The sequence below is a fragment of the Flavobacterium xueshanense genome, from assembly GCF_900112975.1.
In the GTDB taxonomy this organism is placed as follows: domain Bacteria; phylum Bacteroidota; class Bacteroidia; order Flavobacteriales; family Flavobacteriaceae; genus Flavobacterium; species Flavobacterium xueshanense.
Genome location: NZ_FONQ01000001.1, coordinates 260,987 through 278,950 on the forward strand (window position 1 = coordinate 260,987; position 17,964 = coordinate 278,950).

The window sequence follows — 17,964 nt, forward strand, 5'->3', positions numbered from 1 at the left end:
TGTTACACTAATAAAAGTGTCAATTTTAAAGAAAACAACAACCCTATTTACAATACCGCAAAAAATAGTATTTTTGCATTCCGATTGAAATTTATTTTTCAGTCTTTAATTTTTTTCAATCTTTAAAATAAACACATGAAAGCATACGTATTTCCAGGTCAAGGCGCGCAATTCACAGGAATGGGTAAAGACTTATATGAAAATTCCGCTCTCGCAAAAGAATTATTCGAAAAAGCCAATGATATTTTAGGTTTTCGCATCACAGACATCATGTTTGAAGGAACAGCCGAGGAATTGAAAGAAACTAAGGTGACACAACCAGCCGTTTTCCTGCATTCGGTGATTTTAGCAAAAACATTAGGGGAGGATTTCAAACCAGAAATGGTAGCGGGGCATTCATTGGGTGAATTTTCAGCTTTAGTAGCTAATGGTACTTTATCTTTTGAAGACGGCTTGAAACTGGTTTCACAACGAGCTTTGGCAATGCAAAAAGCCTGCGAAATAAAACCCTCAACAATGGCCGCCGTTTTAGGATTGGCTGACAACATTGTAGAAGAAGTTTGTGCTTCGATTGACGGAATTGTAGTAGCTGCAAATTATAACTGCCCGGGACAATTAGTAATTTCTGGAGAAACATCAGCAGTAGAAAAAGCGTGTGAAGCGATGAAAGCCGCTGGTGCAAAACGTGCATTATTGTTGCCTGTTGGCGGTGCTTTTCACTCTCCAATGATGGAACCGGCTCGTGAAGAACTAGCCGCTGCTATAGAAGCAACGACGTTCTCAACTCCTATTTGTCCAGTGTACCAAAATGTAACAGCAAGTGCCGTTTCTGACCCAAACAAAATCAAGAAAAATTTAATTATTCAATTGACTGCTCCCGTAAAATGGACACAATCTGTGCAACAAATGATATTAGACGGAGCAACTTTATTTACCGAAGTAGGTCCTGGAAAAGTACTAGCCGGGTTGATTGGAAAAATAGATAAAGAAGCAAGGACTGCGAATGCTTAATTAATAGTCCCTAAGTATCTAGAAAATAAAAATCCCAAATTATCATCACGATAATTTGGGATTCTATTTTTAGATTGAATACTAAAAACGGAACACGGATTATTCTATGAACGAATCTTCTGTTCCCATTTCCAAGCACTTGCCATCGCTTCCTCGAGCGTAGATTGTGCTTTCCATCCCAAAATATCGTTCGCTTTATCGGTATTGGCGTAAGCCGAAGTTATATCTCCTTCTCTACGACCTACAATTTTGTAGGGCAGTTTTTTACCGCTCACTTTTTCGAAAGTATGAATGACTTCTAAAACCGAGCTACCCGTCCCGGTTCCCAGATTAAACGTTTCTACTTTGGCCGTATTTTTTTTATTCAATAAACGTTGCAAAGCGATTACATGGGCTTTCGCCAAATCGACTACGTGAATATAATCACGAACTGCCGTACCATCCGGAGTTGGATAATCATCTCCATAAACCGAAAGTTCTTTTCGCAATCCAAAACCAGTTTGCGTAATAAACGGCACTAAATTTTGAGGAACTCCAATAGGCAATTCCCCAATTTCAGTTGAAGGATGCGCCCCAATTGGATTAAAATAACGCAACAAAATGGCATTAATATTAGTCACCTTGGTCGTATCGGTAATGATTTCCTCTCCTATTTGCTTTGTGTTTCCATAAGGTGACATCGCGGTTTGAATTGAAGCATTTTCAGTAATTGGCATACTTTCGGCCTGACCATAAACCGTGCAAGACGAACTGAAAATGAAATTTGCTTCCGGTTTTTGCTGCAATTCCTGCAAAACATAAACCAAGGCATTGATATTATTTTCATAATACAACAACGGATTTTCAACACTTTCGCCCACTGCTTTTGAAGCTGCAAAATGAATGACACCTAAAATATCATGATGCCTTTTGAAAAAATCCTGCACTTTTTCTTTTTCGCGCAAATCTAATTTTTCGAAAGCCGGAATTTTTCCCGTAATATTCTGAATTCCGTCCAAAACGCTCAAGGAAGTATTTGATAAATTATCGACAACGATAACTTCATATCCTTCGTTTTGCAATTCTACTACAGTATGCGATCCTATGAAACCCAAACCACCTGTGACTAATATTTTCATGATTTCTTATTTTGTACAAACGCGATTTAGTACGTCCTACCGTTTATAAAAAAGACGCGATAAATTGCGTCTTTTTTAAAATTATCCTAAATATTCTAAAACCGAATCTGTGATAAACTTAATTTGCTCGTCATCTAATTCGGTGTGCATCGGCAACGAAAGCACTTCCGTTACTAATTGATTGGTTACGGGAAAATTTTCTTCTTTGTAACGGGAATCCGCGTAAGCTTTTTGCGAATGCAACGGAATTGGGTAATAAATAGCACAAGGAATTCCTTTATCCAATAAATGTTGCATCAAGCCATTTCTATCTGCATCAATGATTCGCAGCGTATACTGATGAAAAACGTGACAGTCACAAATGGAACAAATACTTGGTGCAACTATATTTTTATGCCCTTCAAAAGCAGTTGAATATTTTCTGGCTGCATCTTGTCTGGCTTTACTATACTCGTCTAATAAAGGTAATTTTGCATTCAAAACTGCTGCCTGAATACTGTCTAAACGCGAATTTACACCTACTACATCATGGTGGTATCGCTCATACATTCCGTGATTTACAATTCCGCGAAGTTTGTGCGCCAAAGCATCATCATTGGTAAAAATCGCTCCACCGTCTCCATAACATCCAAGATTTTTAGAAGGAAAAAATGAAGTCGCTCCCACGTGTCCAATCGTTCCCGCTTTCTTTTTAGTGCCATCCGAAAATTTACAGTTGGCACCAATCGCTTGCGCATTATCTTCTATAACATATAATTTGTATTCTTTAGCAATTGCCATTATAGCTTCCATATTGGCGGCACGACCAAACAAATGTACCGGCACAATCGCTTTTGTTTTTGGCGTAATCGCTTTTTTAATTCCTTCAATGGAAATATTCATATTAAACATATCCACATCAACTAAAACGGGTGTCAATTGCAATAAAGCAATAACTTCCACTGTCGCGGCAAAAGTAAAATCAGCAGTAATTACCTCATCACCGGGTTTTAAATCCAGTCCCATCATGGCAATTTGTAACGCATCGGTTCCGTTGGCACACGGAATTACGTGTTTTACGTCAAGATATTCTTCTAATGATTTTTGAAACTGATGAACTTGAGGTCCATTAATATAAGTGTTCGTATCTAAAACTTCCTGAATATAAACGTTAACGCTGTCTTTTATTTTTTCATATTGACTTTTCAAGTCAACCATTTGGATTTTTTTCATTGCAATTTTTGTTTAATGTTCGAAAGATTACCGTTTCTAAAAACCGTAAATACTTTCTTAAAACGAAGAACAAAAATAGTTATTTATGAGTTGAAACCAATGCAACCCACAGTAAAAAAAGATAATATTCCAATGAAATAAAATAGGGAGATCCTGACAACTAAAATTTAAATATTGCTGCGGAAGAAATTCATATAAAGAAAACGTATTTTAGCCCCAAAATTTTAATGATGCTTTTTCTCTATAATTTAATGGTTCTATTTGCTGGATTTTTATTGGAAATCATAGCTTTTTTCAGTCCAAAAACGAAACTTTTTGTGGAAGGCCGAAAAGTAGTTTTTCTTGTTTTGGAACAAAAAATAAAACCTACCGACAAAACAATCTGGTTTCATGCAGCTTCCTTGGGCGAGTACGAGCAAGGCTTACCCGTGATTGAAAAAATAAAAGAGCAGTTTCCTGCGCACAAAATCGTGCTAACTTTTTTCTCTCCTTCGGGTTATGAAGTCCGTAAAAACAATACCGTTGCTGATGTTACGGTGTATTTGCCACTAGATAGCAAGAAAAATGCACAACAATTTTTGAAACTTGTACATCCTGATTTAGTGTTTTTCATTAAATATGAATACTGGCCTAACTATTTAGCGGAACTCAAAAAATTAAACATCAAAACCTATTTGGTTTCTGGAATTCTTAGAAAAAATCAACTGTTTTTCAAATGGTATGGCGGTTTTTACCGAGAAGCGCTGGATGCGTTCACGTACTTTTTTGTTCAAAATGAAACTTCAAAAAAATTACTGCAGCAGTTAGGCAAAACAGACGTTGCTGTTTCCGGCGACACCCGATTTGATCGCGTGGCCACAATTTTAGAAAAAGATAATTCGCTGGATTTTATCTCTGATTTTAAAAACAACACAATCACTATTGTAGTGGGAAGTTCGTGGCCAAAAGATGAAGATTTGATAGTGAATTTTATTGATTCGAATACTTTAAACATCAAGTTTATAATTGCGCCACATAATATAAAGGAAGAACAAATTCAACAGTTAAAAAACAGCATCACCAAAAAAACTGTTTTATTCTCTGAAAAAGAAGAACAGAATCTCGCTGATTTCGATGTATTTATCATTGACACGATTGGCATTTTGACAAAAATCTACAGTTATGCGGACATCGCCTATGTGGGTGGTGGTTTTGGAAATCCCGGAGTTCACAATGTATTAGAGCCGGCAACTTTTGGTGTTCCAATCATTATTGGACCCAACTATTCCCATTTTGCAGAAGCAATCGCGCTGGTAAATATGGATGCCTGTGTTGCGGTTGCCAATCAAAAAGAATTGGACGAAGCCCTTGAAAACCTAATACGCAATGCTGACATCCGAAATGAAAAAGGACACATGTGCAGCACTTTTGTACAAATGAACAAAGGCGCCACTGCCATCATTTTAAAAAATATTCTGCATGATTGAATTTAAACCTCTGGCTGCTCCTGATATCGAAACCATCGTCTCCATGATGCAGGAATTCTATACAATTGATGATTATCCCATTTCCGTTGACTTTTCCAAAGCTTTGTTTCAAGAATTTATTTCCAATGAAAATCTGGGAAAAGCTTGGCTGATTGTATCCGACAACGAAATTGTAGGATATCTAATTCTAACCTTTATTTTTAGTTTTGAATACCAAGGAAGAATAGGTTTTTTAGATGAATTGTATATAATCGAAAAAGCAAGGGGAAAAGGAATTGGCAGCGAAACTATTGCGTTTATTAAAACCGAAAGTCACAAACTATCGTTAAAACTGATTTATCTGGAAGTGGAACCGCACAATGAAAATGCACAAAAATTGTATCTTGCCAACGGTTTTGACTCACACAAAAGGCAATTAATGAAATACAAAATCAACTAAAATTACACTCTAAATTTAATACCATGAAATTTTTAAAATTATTCCTATTACTATTTGTCATTCAGCTACAAGCCCAGCAAGGCGGGATGTGGATTCCTTCGCTGCTGAAAGGAATGAATGAAACCGAAATGAAAAATCTGGGCATGAAAATGTCCGTAAAAGACATTTATGATGTAAATCAGTCGAGCATGAAAGATGCGGTTCCACATTTTAACGGGGGCTGTACCTCAGAAGTTATTTCCCCAAAAGGACTGATCCTGACCAATCATCATTGCGGGTTTTCACAAATTCAATCGCATTCCACCGTAGACCATGATTATCTGACAGATGGTTTTTGGGCTTACAAAATGGAAGAAGAACTGCCAAACGAAGGTTTGACTGTGACTTTTATGGTAAAAATTGAAGATGTAACCACTTTAGTTTTGGACGGAACTGCTTCCATGAGCAACGAAGCCGAAAAACAAAAGAAAATTCAAGAAAATATTACAGCATTATCCAGCTCGTTGCCAAAGGAAAGTTGGCAGGAAAACAAAATCCGTACCTTTTACGAAGGCAATCAATACATGCTATTTGTAACGGAAACCTTTACTGATGTGCGTTTAGTTGGTGCTCCGCCTTCCTCTATCGGGAAATTTGGTTCTGATACTGATAACTGGGTTTGGCCGCGTCATACCGGAGATTTTTCTTTATTTAGAATTTATGCTGACAAAAACAATCGCCCAGCTGCCTATTCAAAAGACAATGTGCCTTACACTCCCAAACATTTCTTGCCTATTTCACTGGATGGCGTAGCTGAAGATGATTTTACATTGGTTTTTGGATATCCGGGAAAAACAAGCGAATATTTACCTTCGGTTGCGATTGAACAAATTGTAAACGAACTGAATCCTGCAAAAATCGAAATCAGGGACAAAGCCCTGAAAGTTGCCGATGGTTTTATGCGAAAAGACAATGCCATTAAAATTCAGTATGCTTCAAAATATGCGAGTATTGCCAATTATTGGAAAAAATGGATTGGCGAAACTCAAGGATTAAAAAAATCAAATGCTGTTGCCGTAAAAAGAGAAACTGAAAAGGCTTTTCAGCAAAAAATAGTAAAAGCGGGCAAAGAAAAAGAATATGGAACGCTGTTGGCTGATTTTGACAAAAATTACGCAGAAATCGCTCCTTATGCCGTATCAAGAGAATATTTCACGGAAGTGGTATTGCGTAATACCGAATTGCTCAGTACGGGTTACAAGTTGTACCAATTGGAACAAGTTTTTAAAGCAAAAGGGGAACAATCCTTCACAGACCGAAAAAACAATTTAATAACCGCATTGGCTGATTTTTATAAAAATTTCAATGCAACTGTTGATGAAAAAGTTTTTGAGCAATTGATTGAATTGTATGCGACAAAATCTCCAAAGCAATTTTTACCACAAAGTTTGGCAAAAGTGAATGCAAAAAATTTGGCTTCGGAAATATATACAAAATCCAAACTTCAAAATTATGCTGGCCTAAAACAATTGCTGTCTGGTGATACCCGAACTGTTTTAACGAATTTAAATAATGATCCCGGTTTCCTGTTTGTAAAAGAATTAGCCGATAAATATTTGAAAGAAGTTGCACCAAAATACGACGAAATCAACTTAACTATAACTGCGTTGCAACGCACATATATGAAAGCCCAATTAGAATTGAATACAGAAAGCCGCATTTTTCCTGATGCCAACAGTACTTTACGAGTAACTTACGGAAAAGTAAAAGGATATGAACCAAAAGATGCTACCGTTTATACTCCAATAACGTATTTAGACGGCGTTATGGAAAAATACATCCCCGGGGATTATGAATTTGATGTTCCTAAAAAATTAGTGGACTTATACAACACCAAAGATTATGGACCGTATGGAGTAAATGGCAAAATGCCTGTTTGCTTTATTGGTACAAATCACACTACTGGCGGTAATTCAGGAAGCCCAGCAATTGACGCTCAAGGAAACTTAGTGGGCCTTAATTTTGACAGGGTTTGGGAAGGAACAATGAGTGACCTTTACTATGATCCAAGTATTTGTAGAAATATAATGGTCGATGTACGCTATATCTTGTTTATTATGGATAAATATGCCGGGGCAACAAACTTAATCAGCGAATTAAAACTAGTTCACCCAAAGAAAAGTAAATCCCTGAAAAAGAAAAACTTAAAACAAAAATAGTCAAAAAAGAGGCGTAAGAGAACGATATTATTCATTTATTGATTATTTGTTCTAACTGGCACAATAATTGAGCTTTGTATCAGCGTTGACAAAAAATATTATTTTTTAAAAAAAAAATAAAAAAATATTTTACATATTAAAAAATTTATATCTTTGCCACGAATTAATAATTAACCTTTTATATTAAATTAAGATGAAAAAAGTATTTTTAAGTTTAGCTGCTGTTGCTGTATTGACTGTTGTATCATGTAAAAAAGCTGACGCTCCTGCTGAGGATTCTGCAACTGCTGTTGATTCTGCTGCTATGGTAGTTGATTCTGCTGCTATGGTAGTTGATTCTGCTGCTCAAGTTGTTGATTCTGCTGCTGCTGCTGCTACTGACGCTGCTGCTGTTGCAACTGATGCTGCTGCTGAAGTAAAAAAATAATTAGAACTTAAATTCTAAAAATTTTAAAGCCATCCGCTATGCGAGATGGCTTTTTTAATTTGTAAAACCTGTACTTTCGAGAAACAGATTTTCAAAAGCAAAAAGAGAGTCTTAGCAACTAGCCGAGACTCTCTTTTTTTATGTCTTTATTTAAAAGATTCAATCGATAAAAACAAAATCATTTGATGAAAAGTCTAATGTTTCGGATAGTGATCCATAGCGTACAATTTCATCAATTCCTTTTTGCAAACGCAATGAAGTAGTATATTTTCTGCTTGTTGCAAAATGATTGCCTCCCAACATCAATTTAAAGTAAAACTTCCCACTGGAAGACTTAAACTTTAAAAAGTTAGCCGATTCAATATCTGCCTTAAACCTTTCAATATCTTCTTCACACTCAAATTTCAGTTCATAACTTAAGCTTGTAAAAACAACCTTTCCCTTTCTGGAAGTAAAAACAAACTTATATTCGTCATTATATCTTTTACTAATTACAAACGCACCCATAACTTATTTTGAAATAAATTGTAACATTAAAACTAATCATACAATGACGATTTTAACCCTGCATCAAAAAACAATACAACTTTAAGTGATTATATAAGTGTCGTAAAATTTTAAATGGATTTATTATAAAATAAAAAAAGCTCCAAACATAGTTTGAAGCTTTTTTAGTACTCAGAGCGGGACTTGAACCCGCACGAACATTGCTGTTCACTGGATTTTAAGTCCAGCGTGTCTACCAATTTCACCATCCGAGCATTATGTGGTGTCGAGCGAAAAACGGGGCTCGAACCCGCGACCTCGACCTTGGCAAGGTCGCGCTCTACCAACTGAGCTATTTTCGCATTTTCAATTTTTAGAAAGAACCGCGATACTTATTCTGTATTGCGGATGCAAATTTAGGACATTTATTGAATTACACAAGCCTTTTTTACAAAAAAATTACACATAAATCTTAACCTTCTGATAACGTCTACTTTAAAACTTGCAAAACTATTTTCTGGTCAACATTCTTTTAATTTCATTGAGTTTCATCAGCGCTTCCATAGGTGTAATGGTATTGATATCCAGATTTAAGATCTCTTCTTTGATTTCCTCCAATAAAGGATCATCAAGATTAAAGAAACTCATTTGCATTTCCTCCTTTGCAGCTTTAATTCCGTTCAGCGCATCACTGGAATGATTTTTTTCTAATTTTTTTAATAGTTTTTGCGCTTTCAAAATGACGATTTGAGGCATTCCGGCCATTTTTGCCACATGTATTCCAAAACTATGGGCACTTCCTCCTTTTACTAATTTTCGAATAAAAAGCACCGTATCTTTCAATTCTTTGACAGCCACATTATAATTCTGAATTCTTGGTAGTGATTCACTCATTTCATTCAGCTCATGATAATGCGTTGCGAATAATGTTTTGGGTTTTGAAGGATGTTCGTGTAAGAACTCTGCGATTGCCCAGGCGATTGAAATTCCGTCATAGGTACTCGTTCCTCTTCCAATTTCATCCAACAGCACCAAACTTCTATCGGAAATATTGTTTAAGATGGAGGCTGTTTCATTCATTTCAACCATAAAAGTAGATTCTCCCATCGAAATATTATCACTGGCTCCTACTCTGGTAAATATTTTATCGACAATTCCCATTCTCACACTATCAGCAGGGACAAAACTCCCCATTTGGCACAAGAGCACAATTAATGCAGTTTGACGCAAAATAGCCGACTTTCCAGACATATTAGGCCCCGTGATCATAATCAATTGTTGCGTTTCACGATCCAAGAACACATCATTGGCAATATAAGGCATGCCAACCGGTAATTGTTTTTCGATAACAGGATGCCTTCCGTTTTTAATTTCCAATTCGAATGTTTCGTCTAGTTCTGGACAAACATATTTATTTTCGATAGCCAATTGGGTAAAAGAACACAAACAATCCAACTGGGCTATCAGATTAGCATTCATTTGAACGGGTTTAATATACGTGGCAATCCAATTGACTAATTGTTCGAATAACTCTACTTCTATTTTATGAATTTTCTCTTCGGCACCCAAAATTTTAGTTTCGTATTCTTTTAATTCCTCGGTGATATAGCGTTCTGCATTGACCAAAGTTTGTTTTCGAATCCATTCAGTCGGAACTTTATCCTTGTGCATATTCCTAACTTCGATGTAATATCCAAAAACATTATTAAAGGAAATTTTCAAAGAGGATATTCCAGTTAGTTGTGATTCTCGTTTCTCAATTCCTTCCAAGAATTCCTTCCCGGAAGTAGATATCGCTCGTAAATCATCTAATTCGGCATTGATTCCCTTGGCAATCGCATTCCCTTTGGCAATAGCCACAGGCGCATCTTGATTTAAAACCGTTTTTATTTTCTCCCGAAGCAATTCGCAACTGTGCAAACTGTCTCCAATAACTTTTACTGCTTCTTGCGGACTTTCTAATGCCAAGGTTTTTATCGGAATAATAGCATCTAACGATTCTTTTAGATAAACCACTTCGCGAGGCGATACTTTTCCAGCTGCAATTTTCGAAATCAAACGTTCCAAATCAGAAATTTGCTTGATTTGATTTTGAATGTTTTTTAAAACGCTTTGGTTCTCTTTTAAATAAGAAACCACTTGGTGCCGACTCTGTATTTTTTGACTGTCTTTTAACGGTAACGCGAGCCAACGTTTCAACAAACGACCACCCATTGGCGAAAGCGTTTTATCAATCACATCCAGCAGCGTAACCGCGTTTGGAATGTAACTGTGATACAACTCCAGGTTGCGAATGGTAAACCGGTCCATCCAAACGTAAGCATCTTCTGCAATACGCTGAATCGCTGTGATATGTTGTACTTTATTGTGCTGTGTTTCGGACAAATAATACAAAATGGCTCCCGAGGCAATAATTCCTTCTTTCAATTCTTCGATTCCAAAGCCTTTCAACGAAATCGTCTGAAAATGCTTGGTTAAGGTTTCGAATGCATAATCTTCTTTATAAATCCAATCCTCCAGATAAAAACTGTGATAATCGTCTCCGAAAATTTCCCGGAAATCACTCTTATTATTTTTTGGAATCAGAACTTCACTGGGATTAAAATTCTGCAGCAACTTATCAATATATTCGGCGTTTCCTTGCGCCGTTAAAAATTCTCCGGTGGAAACATCCAGAAAGGAAATTCCTATAGATTTATTGGCAAAAAAAATGGAAGCCAAGAAATTATTAGTTTTCGACTGCAAAACCTCATCGTTCATGGAAACCCCCGGAGTTACCAGTTCTGTAACACCACGCTTTACGATGGTTTTAGTCATTTTTGGATCTTCAAGCTGATCACAAATTGCCACACGAAGACCTGCTTTAACTAATTTGGGCAAATACGTATTCAAGGAGTGATGCGGAAAACCGGCAAGTGCAGTTTCTGTCTCAGAACCCGCTCCACGCTTCGTTAATACAATTCCTAATATTTTAGAGGCACGTACAGCATCTTCTCCAAATGTCTCATAAAAATCGCCCACACGAAACAAAAGACAAGCATCAGGATACTTCCTTTTGATCTCATTGTATTGTTTCATTAACGGTGTTTCCTTAACTATTTTATCTTTAGATGCCAATGGTTTAATGTTTGAAAAATTAAAAATACTGGGCGAATTTATCGATTTTTAAATAAATATGTCACCACTTCAAAAAATTAAACTATTTTTTTAAGAAAAAATTAAGGCGTAGATTCTAATTTTTATATAGATTTGTGAATCTTTTTAAAATTAAACACACATGAAAAAAATAATTGCTCTAGCCATGCTAGTTGTTTTAGGAGCTGCTACTTCTAATGCGCAGGAAACATCAAAAAAATTAAAAGCAACAAATACTAAAGTAGCCACTGCTAAGGTAAATGGCGCTGGAATGGTTTTCGTTACAGAAACTATTGACTACGGTAATGTTGCATACAACTCTGACGGTCGTCGTGAATTTGTGTTCACTAATAACGGTAACAAGCCATTGATCATAACTAATGCTCAAGGTTCTTGTGGTTGTACTGTACCAACGTATCCAAAAGAGCCAATTGCTCCAGGTGCAAAAGGTGTTATTGGGGTAAAATATGACACGTCAAGAGCGGGTCAAGCATTTACAAAAACAGTAACCTTGACAACTAATGCAGTTGTACCAAGTAAAACACTTACAATAAAAGGAAATGTTTTAGCTGCTGGCACTTCAAAAAGCTAAATTTTAACTAAATACACAAAAAAGCTTCCATTAACTTCGGAAGCTTTTTTTTTGAATAATTTACAAAGTATGAGAAAGCTTGAAAACAGCGAACTGGAACGAAAATCCATTGAAGCTTTTAAAAAATCTGAAAAAACACCACTTATTTTGGTATTAGATGATATTCGCAGTTTACATAATATTGGCTCCGTTTTTAGAACTGCCGATGCGTTTCTAATTGAAAAAATATATTTATGCGGTATTACAGCCACGCCTCCCAACAAGGAAATTCATAAAACAGCACTTGGCGCAACAGAAACAGTAACTTGGGAACATCAGGAAAATGTTCTTGAGGTTATCGAAAAATTAAAAGCGGAAAATGTAATGACTCTGGCCATAGAACAAGTAGAAAGTGCCGTTTTTCTTCAAAATTTTGAAGTTGAAAAAGGAAAGAAATATGCTTTAGTTTTTGGAAATGAAGTTTACGGTGTTTCGCAGGAAGCAGTTGCATTGTGTGATGGTTGTATCGAAATTCCACAATTAGGCACCAAACATTCTTTGAATATTTCCGTAAGTGCAGGAATTGTGGTATGGGATTTATTTCAAAAAATGAATTGGCCAAAATAAAAGATTTTAAAAAAAATAGGGACCGCAATACCGTATCGTATGAGAATTAATACTTTCTTGATAATAACAATAGCTTTTTTATTATTTGCACCAATGGCTACTCATTCCGCCATTCCTTTTTGCAACCTAAATAAAAACAGCATTGTCACTCCAAAAGAAACATTAAAATCATCTGTTACAGCTAATGCTCCAAGAATCACCGCCACAGGCAATCAAAATTACTGCCCACAAACTTCACTAAAAATAGTGACAGACGTAAACATAACTGGCGCAAATGCCACTGACACCGAAACTGAAGCAATTTACATTCAAATTTCTTCAGGTTATGTTAATGGGCAGGACGAACTTAGATTAAACAATCTTGCACTCCATCCCACTATTGCCTCAGAATGGACTCCTCTTGAAGGAAAACTAAAATTATCCAATATAATTCCAGGAACACAAGTACTATATACTGACTTTGTAAAAGCTATAAAAGATGTTGCTTTCAGTAATTCCGCTGCTACTCCATCTGGCATCAGAAACTTTTCAATCACTCTTGGACAAGCTAATTACTTACCCAGAAACGGTCATTATTACCAATATATTTCAAACATAGGCATTAATTGGAATGCGGCAAAAGCAGCAGCTGAAACGAGCGAGTATTTTGGACTTCAAGGATATTTAGCAACAATCACCGCCTCTGATGAAGCACAATTAGCAGGAAAACAAGCTCCTGGTGCGGGATGGATTGGTGGTAGCGATACAGAAACAGAAGGTGTTTGGAAATGGGTAACAGGACCCGCTGTTGACAGAGTGACGTTTTGGAATGGAGCCATCAATGGATCAAGCCCTACTTTTTCTTTTTGGAATATTGGAGAACCAAACAATAGCAACGGTGTAGAGCACTATGCGCACATTACTGCACCAGGTGCTGGAACACCGGGATCGTGGAATGATTTACAATTGAATGGCGATGCAAACGGAAATTATCAACCCAAAGGATATATTGTGGAATACGGCGGTATGCCTGATGACCCAATTCTTGAAATTTCAGCTAGTACCACAATAACAATTCCTCAAATTACATCAACAACACCTGCGTCAAGATGTGATTCAGGTACTGTTACACTTCAAGCAACTACCTCTGCTGGAACCGTAAATTGGTATGATGCGGCAAGTGGCGGAACTTTATTAGCAACTGGAAATACTTACACATCCTCCTTTTTAAACACAACAACAACTTATTATGTTGATGCCGGCTGTCTTACAAACAGAACTGCAGTTATAGCCACCATTAATAAAATTCCTACCATAACATCAACCAATACGACAGTTTCAAGATGTGGAGCAGGTGCTGTAACACTTCAAGCGACCACTGATATTGGAAATATAAACTGGTATTCAAGTTTAACCGGAGACGCAATTTTAGGAACCGGAACAAGTTTAAATGTTCCAAATAGCACTCAAAACACAACCTATTACGCAGAAGCTATAAATAACGGATGTACTAATGGGAATCGGATTGCTGTTGACATTATAATTTACGATCCTCCGGTAGTTACTGACCAAGAATTAATACTTTGTAATTCCGGCAGCTTAACTCTTGATGCAGCAATCCCTAACATGACTTATTCATGGTCCACCGGTGAAACCACAAAGACAATTCAGGTTACAACTCCTAATACTTATAGCGTAAAAATAACAAATAGCGCCAGCTGTAGCAGTACCAAAAAAATCACTGTAGCTGAACATGATACGCCAGAGATCGATAGAATCGACGTCAACGAAACAACGGTTATAATTTATTTAAAAAACACAAAAGACTATTTTGAATATTCTGTTGACGGGACTACTTATCAAAGTTCAAATGTATTTTTTAATGTAACGAGCGGTTTGCAAACCGCGTATGCAAGAGAAATAAATTCGTGCGGAATTGATAGTGCAGCATTTACAATATTGACAGCGCCAAAGTTTTTTACGCCAAACAACGATTCTTACAATGACGTATGGGAAATAAAAGGGCTGATAAATTATCCTGAGGCAGAAGTAACCATCTTTAACCGGTATGGTAACTTAATCATGAAATTAAACGCAGCTAAACCCTCTTGGGACGGAACTTTTAATAAGAAACTGTTACCCGCTTCGGATTATTGGTATGTATTAAAAATTGATGCGGGAAGTCCTGAAAAAAGGGGTCATTTTTCCCTCAAAAGATAATTTATAAAACTTCAAATTCTAAAACTTAATCTTCTTTTGAATTTCATCTAAAATATAAAGATAATCTTCTTGATTTTTTACAAAATCCCTATCAGAAACATCAATAATCAGAACATTTAAATCGGTTTGTGATTTAATATAATCCAAATAACCGCTATTGATTTTGTCCAAATATTCGGCTGGAATTTTTTGTTCGTAGCTTCTGCCGCGTTTCTTAATATTTTGCAGCAACCTTTCTGAATTTTGGTACAAATAAATATACAAATCCGGTTTTGGCATTTCTCTGTAAATAATATCAAACAGGTTGCGGTACAAACGATACTCGTCTTCGGCCAAAGTTATTTTGGCAAAAATCAAAGACTTAAAAATATGGTAATCGGCAACCAGAAAGTCTTTGAACAAATCAAATTGCGCCAAATCATCTGATAATTGCTGGTATCGGTCAGCCAAAAATGACATTTCCAGTGGAAACGCATATCGATTTTGATCTTTGTAAAATTTGGGTAAAAATGGATTATCGGCAAAACGTTCCAATACTGTTTTCGCATTAAAATCCTCGGAAATTTTTGTAGCCAAAGTTGTTTTTCCCGCGCCAATATTCCCTTCAAAAGCAACATAATTAAATTGCTCCAACGGAATACTCTGCAATGGATTTACCAAATTCTGAACAATCGTACAAACACTTTCATCCGGCGACAATACCAATAATTCCGAAATATTTTTTTGAAGAATGGGATGTTTCCAATCTAAATTCAAATCCTGAATTGGTAGCAAAACAAAATTCCTATTTTGCATTAGAGGATGCGGAATTTGGAGTTTTTCGGTAGCAATAATTTCTGAATCGAAAGCAATTAAATCAATGTCAATCGTGCGCGATTGGTATTCTTGAGTTTTATTTCGCAAGCGACCCAAACGCTTTTCGATTTTTAAAACTTGAGCCAGAATTTTATGTGCTGACGTAAATGTGTGTAAAACCAGCGCACAATTATAAAAAGCATCACTTTCAAAACCCCAAGCCGGAGACTCATATAATCTGGAAACTTTGATTACAGTGCCAATTTCTTGATGTATCAATTTTAAACAACGCTCGATGTTTTCCAAACGATTGCCTTGATTGCTTCCTATCGATAAAATGACCTGATGTTGTGATTTCATAATTGATTGCAAATTAACTAAAAGAATTTTAGAATTAGCAATATATTTGCATCCTGTGTTGATAATTAAACTTGGAAATTCTAACCAATTGTTTGTAACATTTCTACGTTTTTTGCGACATATTAAAAAAATATAATTATGAAATTTTTAGGGAATGTATTAGCGACACTTGTAGGTATTTTTGTTTTTTTCATGTTATTCTTTTTTGGAGTCATCCTTATAGGGGCTATATTTGGCGGCGAATCTGAAGGTGTAACGGTAAAAAGCAATTCGGTTATCGAATTGGACTTGGAAGACATAAGAAATGATTATGCCGGAAAATATAAAGATCCGTGGATGACTATCTTTTCAGAAAACAAAAAAGTAGGTCTGTCAGACATTATTAATGCCATTGAAGAAGCCAAAACGGACAATGACATCAAAGGTATTTCAATATTAAACAATGCTTCGTCATTAGGTATGGCGCAAAGCAAAGCCTTAAGAGATGCGTTGGAAAGCTTTAAAAAATCAGGAAAATTCGTTATGGCTTATGCCAATTCGTATTCTCAGAAAGAATATTATCTAAATTCTGTTGCCAGTCCAATTTATATAAATCCTGTTGGAGAAATGGATTTCAAGGGATTATCATCTGAAATTATGTTCTTTAAGGATTTTCAGGAAAAATCAGGATTGAAAATGGAAGTAATCCGTCACGGAAAATACAAAAGTGCCGTTGAGCCCTTTTTAGAAAATAAAATGAGCGATGCCAACAGAGAACAAACGACCGCCTTATTAAATTCAGTTTGGAGTTCCATTACCGCTGACATTTCCAAAAGCAGAAACATATCGGTAGCTCAATTGAATCAAATTGCAAACGGACTTCTTGCTCGAACTCCAGAAATGGCAAAATCTCAAAAATTAGTTGACATCATTGCTTATGAAGATGTGTATCATAACGCGATAAAAAAAGCGCTTAAAGTAAGTAATGACGAAGATTACAATAAAGTAGCTGTTGTAGATTATGCTCAAAAAGTAGCTACTACATCGCAATCTTTCGACAGTAAAGACGAAATTGCCATTATTTATGCCCAAGGAGAAATTCTGGGAGGCGAAGGTGATGTAAACGTTATTGGAGAAGGTTCTATGCGACGCTCGTTGCAAGAAGCCAGAAAAAACAAAAATGTAAAAGCGATTGTACTTCGCATTGACAGTCCGGGTGGAAGCGCGTTAACCTCCGATTTGATTTGGAGAGAAATTGAATTGACTAAAAAAGTAAAACCCGTAGTAGTTTCTATGGGGAATTATGCGGCTTCGGGCGGATACTACATCGCTTGTAATGCCAACACTATTTTTGCCGAAGAAAATACAATTACCGGTTCTATTGGTGTTTTTGGAATATTGCCAAACTTTACACCATTGGCTACTAAAATAGGAATCTACACGGAACAAGTTAAAACGCATGAAAATTCCGCTAATTACAGTCCATTTGTGCCAATCGATGAGAAATTCAAAGCCGTTACATTAGAAGGTGTGGAGCACATTTACAAAACTTTTGTGACACATGTAGCTCAAGGTCGAAAAATGACATTTGCACAAGTGGATGCTATTGCGCAAGGCAGAGTTTGGACTGGTTCTGAAGCTTTGAAAATTGGACTTGTAGATAAAATTGGAGGTTTAGATGATGCTGTTGCAAAAGCCGCTTCTTTGGCAAAAGTAAAAAGCTACAGCACCCAAAATTATCCAGAATATGAGAAGAATTTTGATGATCTTTTAGCTAATCTTCCTTTTGCAAAATCGAAAGCTGATTTCATAAAAGAAGAAATTGGGGAAGAAAATTACCGTATTATGCAGGAAATAAAAAAACTGCAAGCACGAAAAGGAATTCAAGCCATCATTCCGTTTGAAATCAATATCAATTAATTTTTTAAAAATATCCGATGA

Annotated in this window: 14 protein-coding genes and 2 tRNA genes; 9 read left to right on the top strand and 7 right to left on the bottom strand. The window is 36.2% G+C overall.

The window, feature by feature from the left end:
- Positions 1-135 precede the first annotated feature (135 nt).
- Positions 136-1,011: an ACP S-malonyltransferase gene (gene fabD, locus BMZ76_RS01130; protein WP_091202724.1), complete on the top strand. Its 876-nt coding sequence runs from the start codon at positions 136-138 to the stop codon at positions 1,009-1,011.
- Positions 1,012-1,115: 104 nt separating this feature from the next.
- On the opposite strand, the gene galE is transcribed toward fabD, so the two are convergent.
- Both galE and BMZ76_RS01140 read right to left on the bottom strand, forming a co-directional pair.
- On the bottom strand, positions 1,116-2,129 hold the full coding sequence (galE, locus tag BMZ76_RS01135; protein ID WP_091202726.1) for a UDP-glucose 4-epimerase GalE: 1,014 nt from the start codon (positions 2,127-2,129) through the stop codon (positions 1,116-1,118).
- Positions 2,130-2,210: 81 nt separating this feature from the next.
- Positions 2,211-3,341: a DegT/DnrJ/EryC1/StrS family aminotransferase gene (locus BMZ76_RS01140; RefSeq protein WP_091202729.1), complete on the bottom strand. Its 1,131-nt coding sequence runs from the start codon at positions 3,339-3,341 to the stop codon at positions 2,211-2,213.
- A 230-nt stretch (positions 3,342-3,571) separates the two neighbouring features.
- Here BMZ76_RS01140 and BMZ76_RS01145 point away from each other — a divergent pair, with 230 nt between their 5' ends.
- From BMZ76_RS01145 to BMZ76_RS01160, 4 genes are all read left to right on the top strand, one after another.
- Entirely contained in the window at positions 3,572-4,807 is a 1,236-nt protein-coding gene (locus tag BMZ76_RS01145; protein ID WP_091202731.1) for a 3-deoxy-D-manno-octulosonic acid transferase, read from the top strand.
- Complete coding sequence (locus BMZ76_RS01150; protein WP_143071036.1) at positions 4,800-5,246, top strand: GNAT family N-acetyltransferase; 447 nt, start codon at positions 4,800-4,802, stop codon at positions 5,244-5,246. The genes BMZ76_RS01145 and BMZ76_RS01150 overlap by 8 nt, the downstream gene beginning before the upstream one ends.
- A 23-nt stretch (positions 5,247-5,269) precedes the next feature.
- Entirely contained in the window at positions 5,270-7,444 is a 2,175-nt protein-coding gene (locus tag BMZ76_RS01155) for a S46 family peptidase (RefSeq protein WP_091202733.1), read from the top strand.
- 193 nt (positions 7,445-7,637) lie between these two features.
- The gene (locus BMZ76_RS01160) at positions 7,638-7,871 is read left to right on the top strand and encodes a PG1828 family lipoprotein (protein WP_091202735.1); all 234 of its coding nucleotides are present in this window, start codon (positions 7,638-7,640) and stop codon (positions 7,869-7,871) included.
- A gap of 159 nt (positions 7,872-8,030) precedes the next feature.
- On the opposite strand, the gene BMZ76_RS01165 is transcribed toward BMZ76_RS01160, so the two are convergent.
- The 4 genes from BMZ76_RS01165 to mutS form a co-directional block, all read right to left on the bottom strand.
- Positions 8,031-8,378, bottom strand: coding sequence for a DUF1508 domain-containing protein (locus tag BMZ76_RS01165; RefSeq protein WP_091202737.1), 348 nt, complete (start codon positions 8,376-8,378; stop codon positions 8,031-8,033).
- 168 nt (positions 8,379-8,546) lie between these two features.
- A tRNA-Leu gene (locus BMZ76_RS01170) sits at positions 8,547-8,632 on the bottom strand.
- A gap of 14 nt (positions 8,633-8,646) precedes the next feature.
- A tRNA-Gly gene (locus BMZ76_RS01175) sits at positions 8,647-8,719 on the bottom strand.
- A 148-nt stretch (positions 8,720-8,867) separates the two neighbouring features.
- On the bottom strand, positions 8,868-11,474 hold the full coding sequence (gene mutS / locus BMZ76_RS01180; RefSeq protein ID WP_167547396.1) for a DNA mismatch repair protein MutS: 2,607 nt from the start codon (positions 11,472-11,474) through the stop codon (positions 8,868-8,870).
- A 160-nt stretch (positions 11,475-11,634) separates the two neighbouring features.
- On the opposite strand from mutS, the gene BMZ76_RS01185 reads away from it, so the two are divergent.
- The 3 genes from BMZ76_RS01185 (at position 11,635) to BMZ76_RS01195 (ending at position 14,889) form a co-directional block, all read left to right on the top strand.
- Positions 11,635-12,084 (top strand): DUF1573 domain-containing protein, encoded by a 450-nt coding sequence (locus BMZ76_RS01185; protein ID WP_091202739.1) that lies wholly within the window; start codon positions 11,635-11,637, stop codon positions 12,082-12,084.
- A gap of 69 nt (positions 12,085-12,153) precedes the next feature.
- A complete protein-coding gene (locus tag BMZ76_RS01190; protein ID WP_091202740.1) occupies positions 12,154-12,690 on the top strand; it encodes an RNA methyltransferase in 537 nt (178 codons plus the stop codon).
- 39 nt (positions 12,691-12,729) lie between these two features.
- The gene (locus BMZ76_RS01195; protein ID WP_091202743.1) at positions 12,730-14,889 is read left to right on the top strand and encodes an Ig-like domain-containing protein; all 2,160 of its coding nucleotides are present in this window, start codon (positions 12,730-12,732) and stop codon (positions 14,887-14,889) included.
- Positions 14,890-14,907: 18 nt separating this feature from the next.
- On the opposite strand, the gene folK is transcribed toward BMZ76_RS01195, so the two are convergent.
- Positions 14,908-16,044 carry a 2-amino-4-hydroxy-6-hydroxymethyldihydropteridine diphosphokinase gene (gene folK / locus BMZ76_RS01200; RefSeq protein ID WP_091202746.1) on the bottom strand — a complete coding sequence of 379 codons (1,137 nt, stop codon included), beginning with the start codon at positions 16,042-16,044 and terminating at the stop codon, positions 14,908-14,910.
- A gap of 138 nt (positions 16,045-16,182) precedes the next feature.
- Between folK and sppA the strand changes: the two genes are divergently transcribed.
- The gene (gene sppA / locus BMZ76_RS01205; RefSeq protein ID WP_091202749.1) at positions 16,183-17,943 is read left to right on the top strand and encodes a signal peptide peptidase SppA; all 1,761 of its coding nucleotides are present in this window, start codon (positions 16,183-16,185) and stop codon (positions 17,941-17,943) included.
- Positions 17,944-17,964 lie beyond the last annotated feature (21 nt).

Bases quoted from the DNA above. Each gene is read 5' to 3' on its own strand.
- BMZ76_RS01145 (WP_091202731.1), top strand. From the start codon at position 3,572: ATGCTTTTTCTCTATAATTTAATGGTTCTATTTGCTGGATTTTTATTG.
- BMZ76_RS01160 (WP_091202735.1), top strand. From the start codon at position 7,638: ATGAAAAAAGTATTTTTAAGTTTAGCTGCTGTTGCTGTATTGACTGTT.
- BMZ76_RS01165 (WP_091202737.1), bottom strand. From the start codon at position 8,378: ATGGGTGCGTTTGTAATTAGTAAAAGATATAATGACGAATATAAGTTT.
- folK (WP_091202746.1), bottom strand. From the start codon at position 16,044: ATGAAATCACAACATCAGGTCATTTTATCGATAGGAAGCAATCAAGGC.
- BMZ76_RS01155 (WP_091202733.1), top strand. From the start codon at position 5,270: ATGAAATTTTTAAAATTATTCCTATTACTATTTGTCATTCAGCTACAA.
- galE (WP_091202726.1), bottom strand. From the start codon at position 2,129: ATGAAAATATTAGTCACAGGTGGTTTGGGTTTCATAGGATCGCATACT.
- BMZ76_RS01150 (WP_143071036.1), top strand. From the start codon at position 4,800: ATGATTGAATTTAAACCTCTGGCTGCTCCTGATATCGAAACCATCGTC.
- BMZ76_RS01140 (WP_091202729.1), bottom strand. From the start codon at position 3,341: ATGAAAAAAATCCAAATGGTTGACTTGAAAAGTCAATATGAAAAAATA.
- BMZ76_RS01190 (WP_091202740.1), top strand. From the start codon at position 12,154: ATGAGAAAGCTTGAAAACAGCGAACTGGAACGAAAATCCATTGAAGCT.
- fabD (WP_091202724.1), top strand. From the start codon at position 136: ATGAAAGCATACGTATTTCCAGGTCAAGGCGCGCAATTCACAGGAATG.
- BMZ76_RS01185 (WP_091202739.1), top strand. From the start codon at position 11,635: ATGAAAAAAATAATTGCTCTAGCCATGCTAGTTGTTTTAGGAGCTGCT.
- BMZ76_RS01195 (WP_091202743.1), top strand. From the start codon at position 12,730: ATGAGAATTAATACTTTCTTGATAATAACAATAGCTTTTTTATTATTT.
- sppA (WP_091202749.1), top strand. From the start codon at position 16,183: ATGAAATTTTTAGGGAATGTATTAGCGACACTTGTAGGTATTTTTGTT.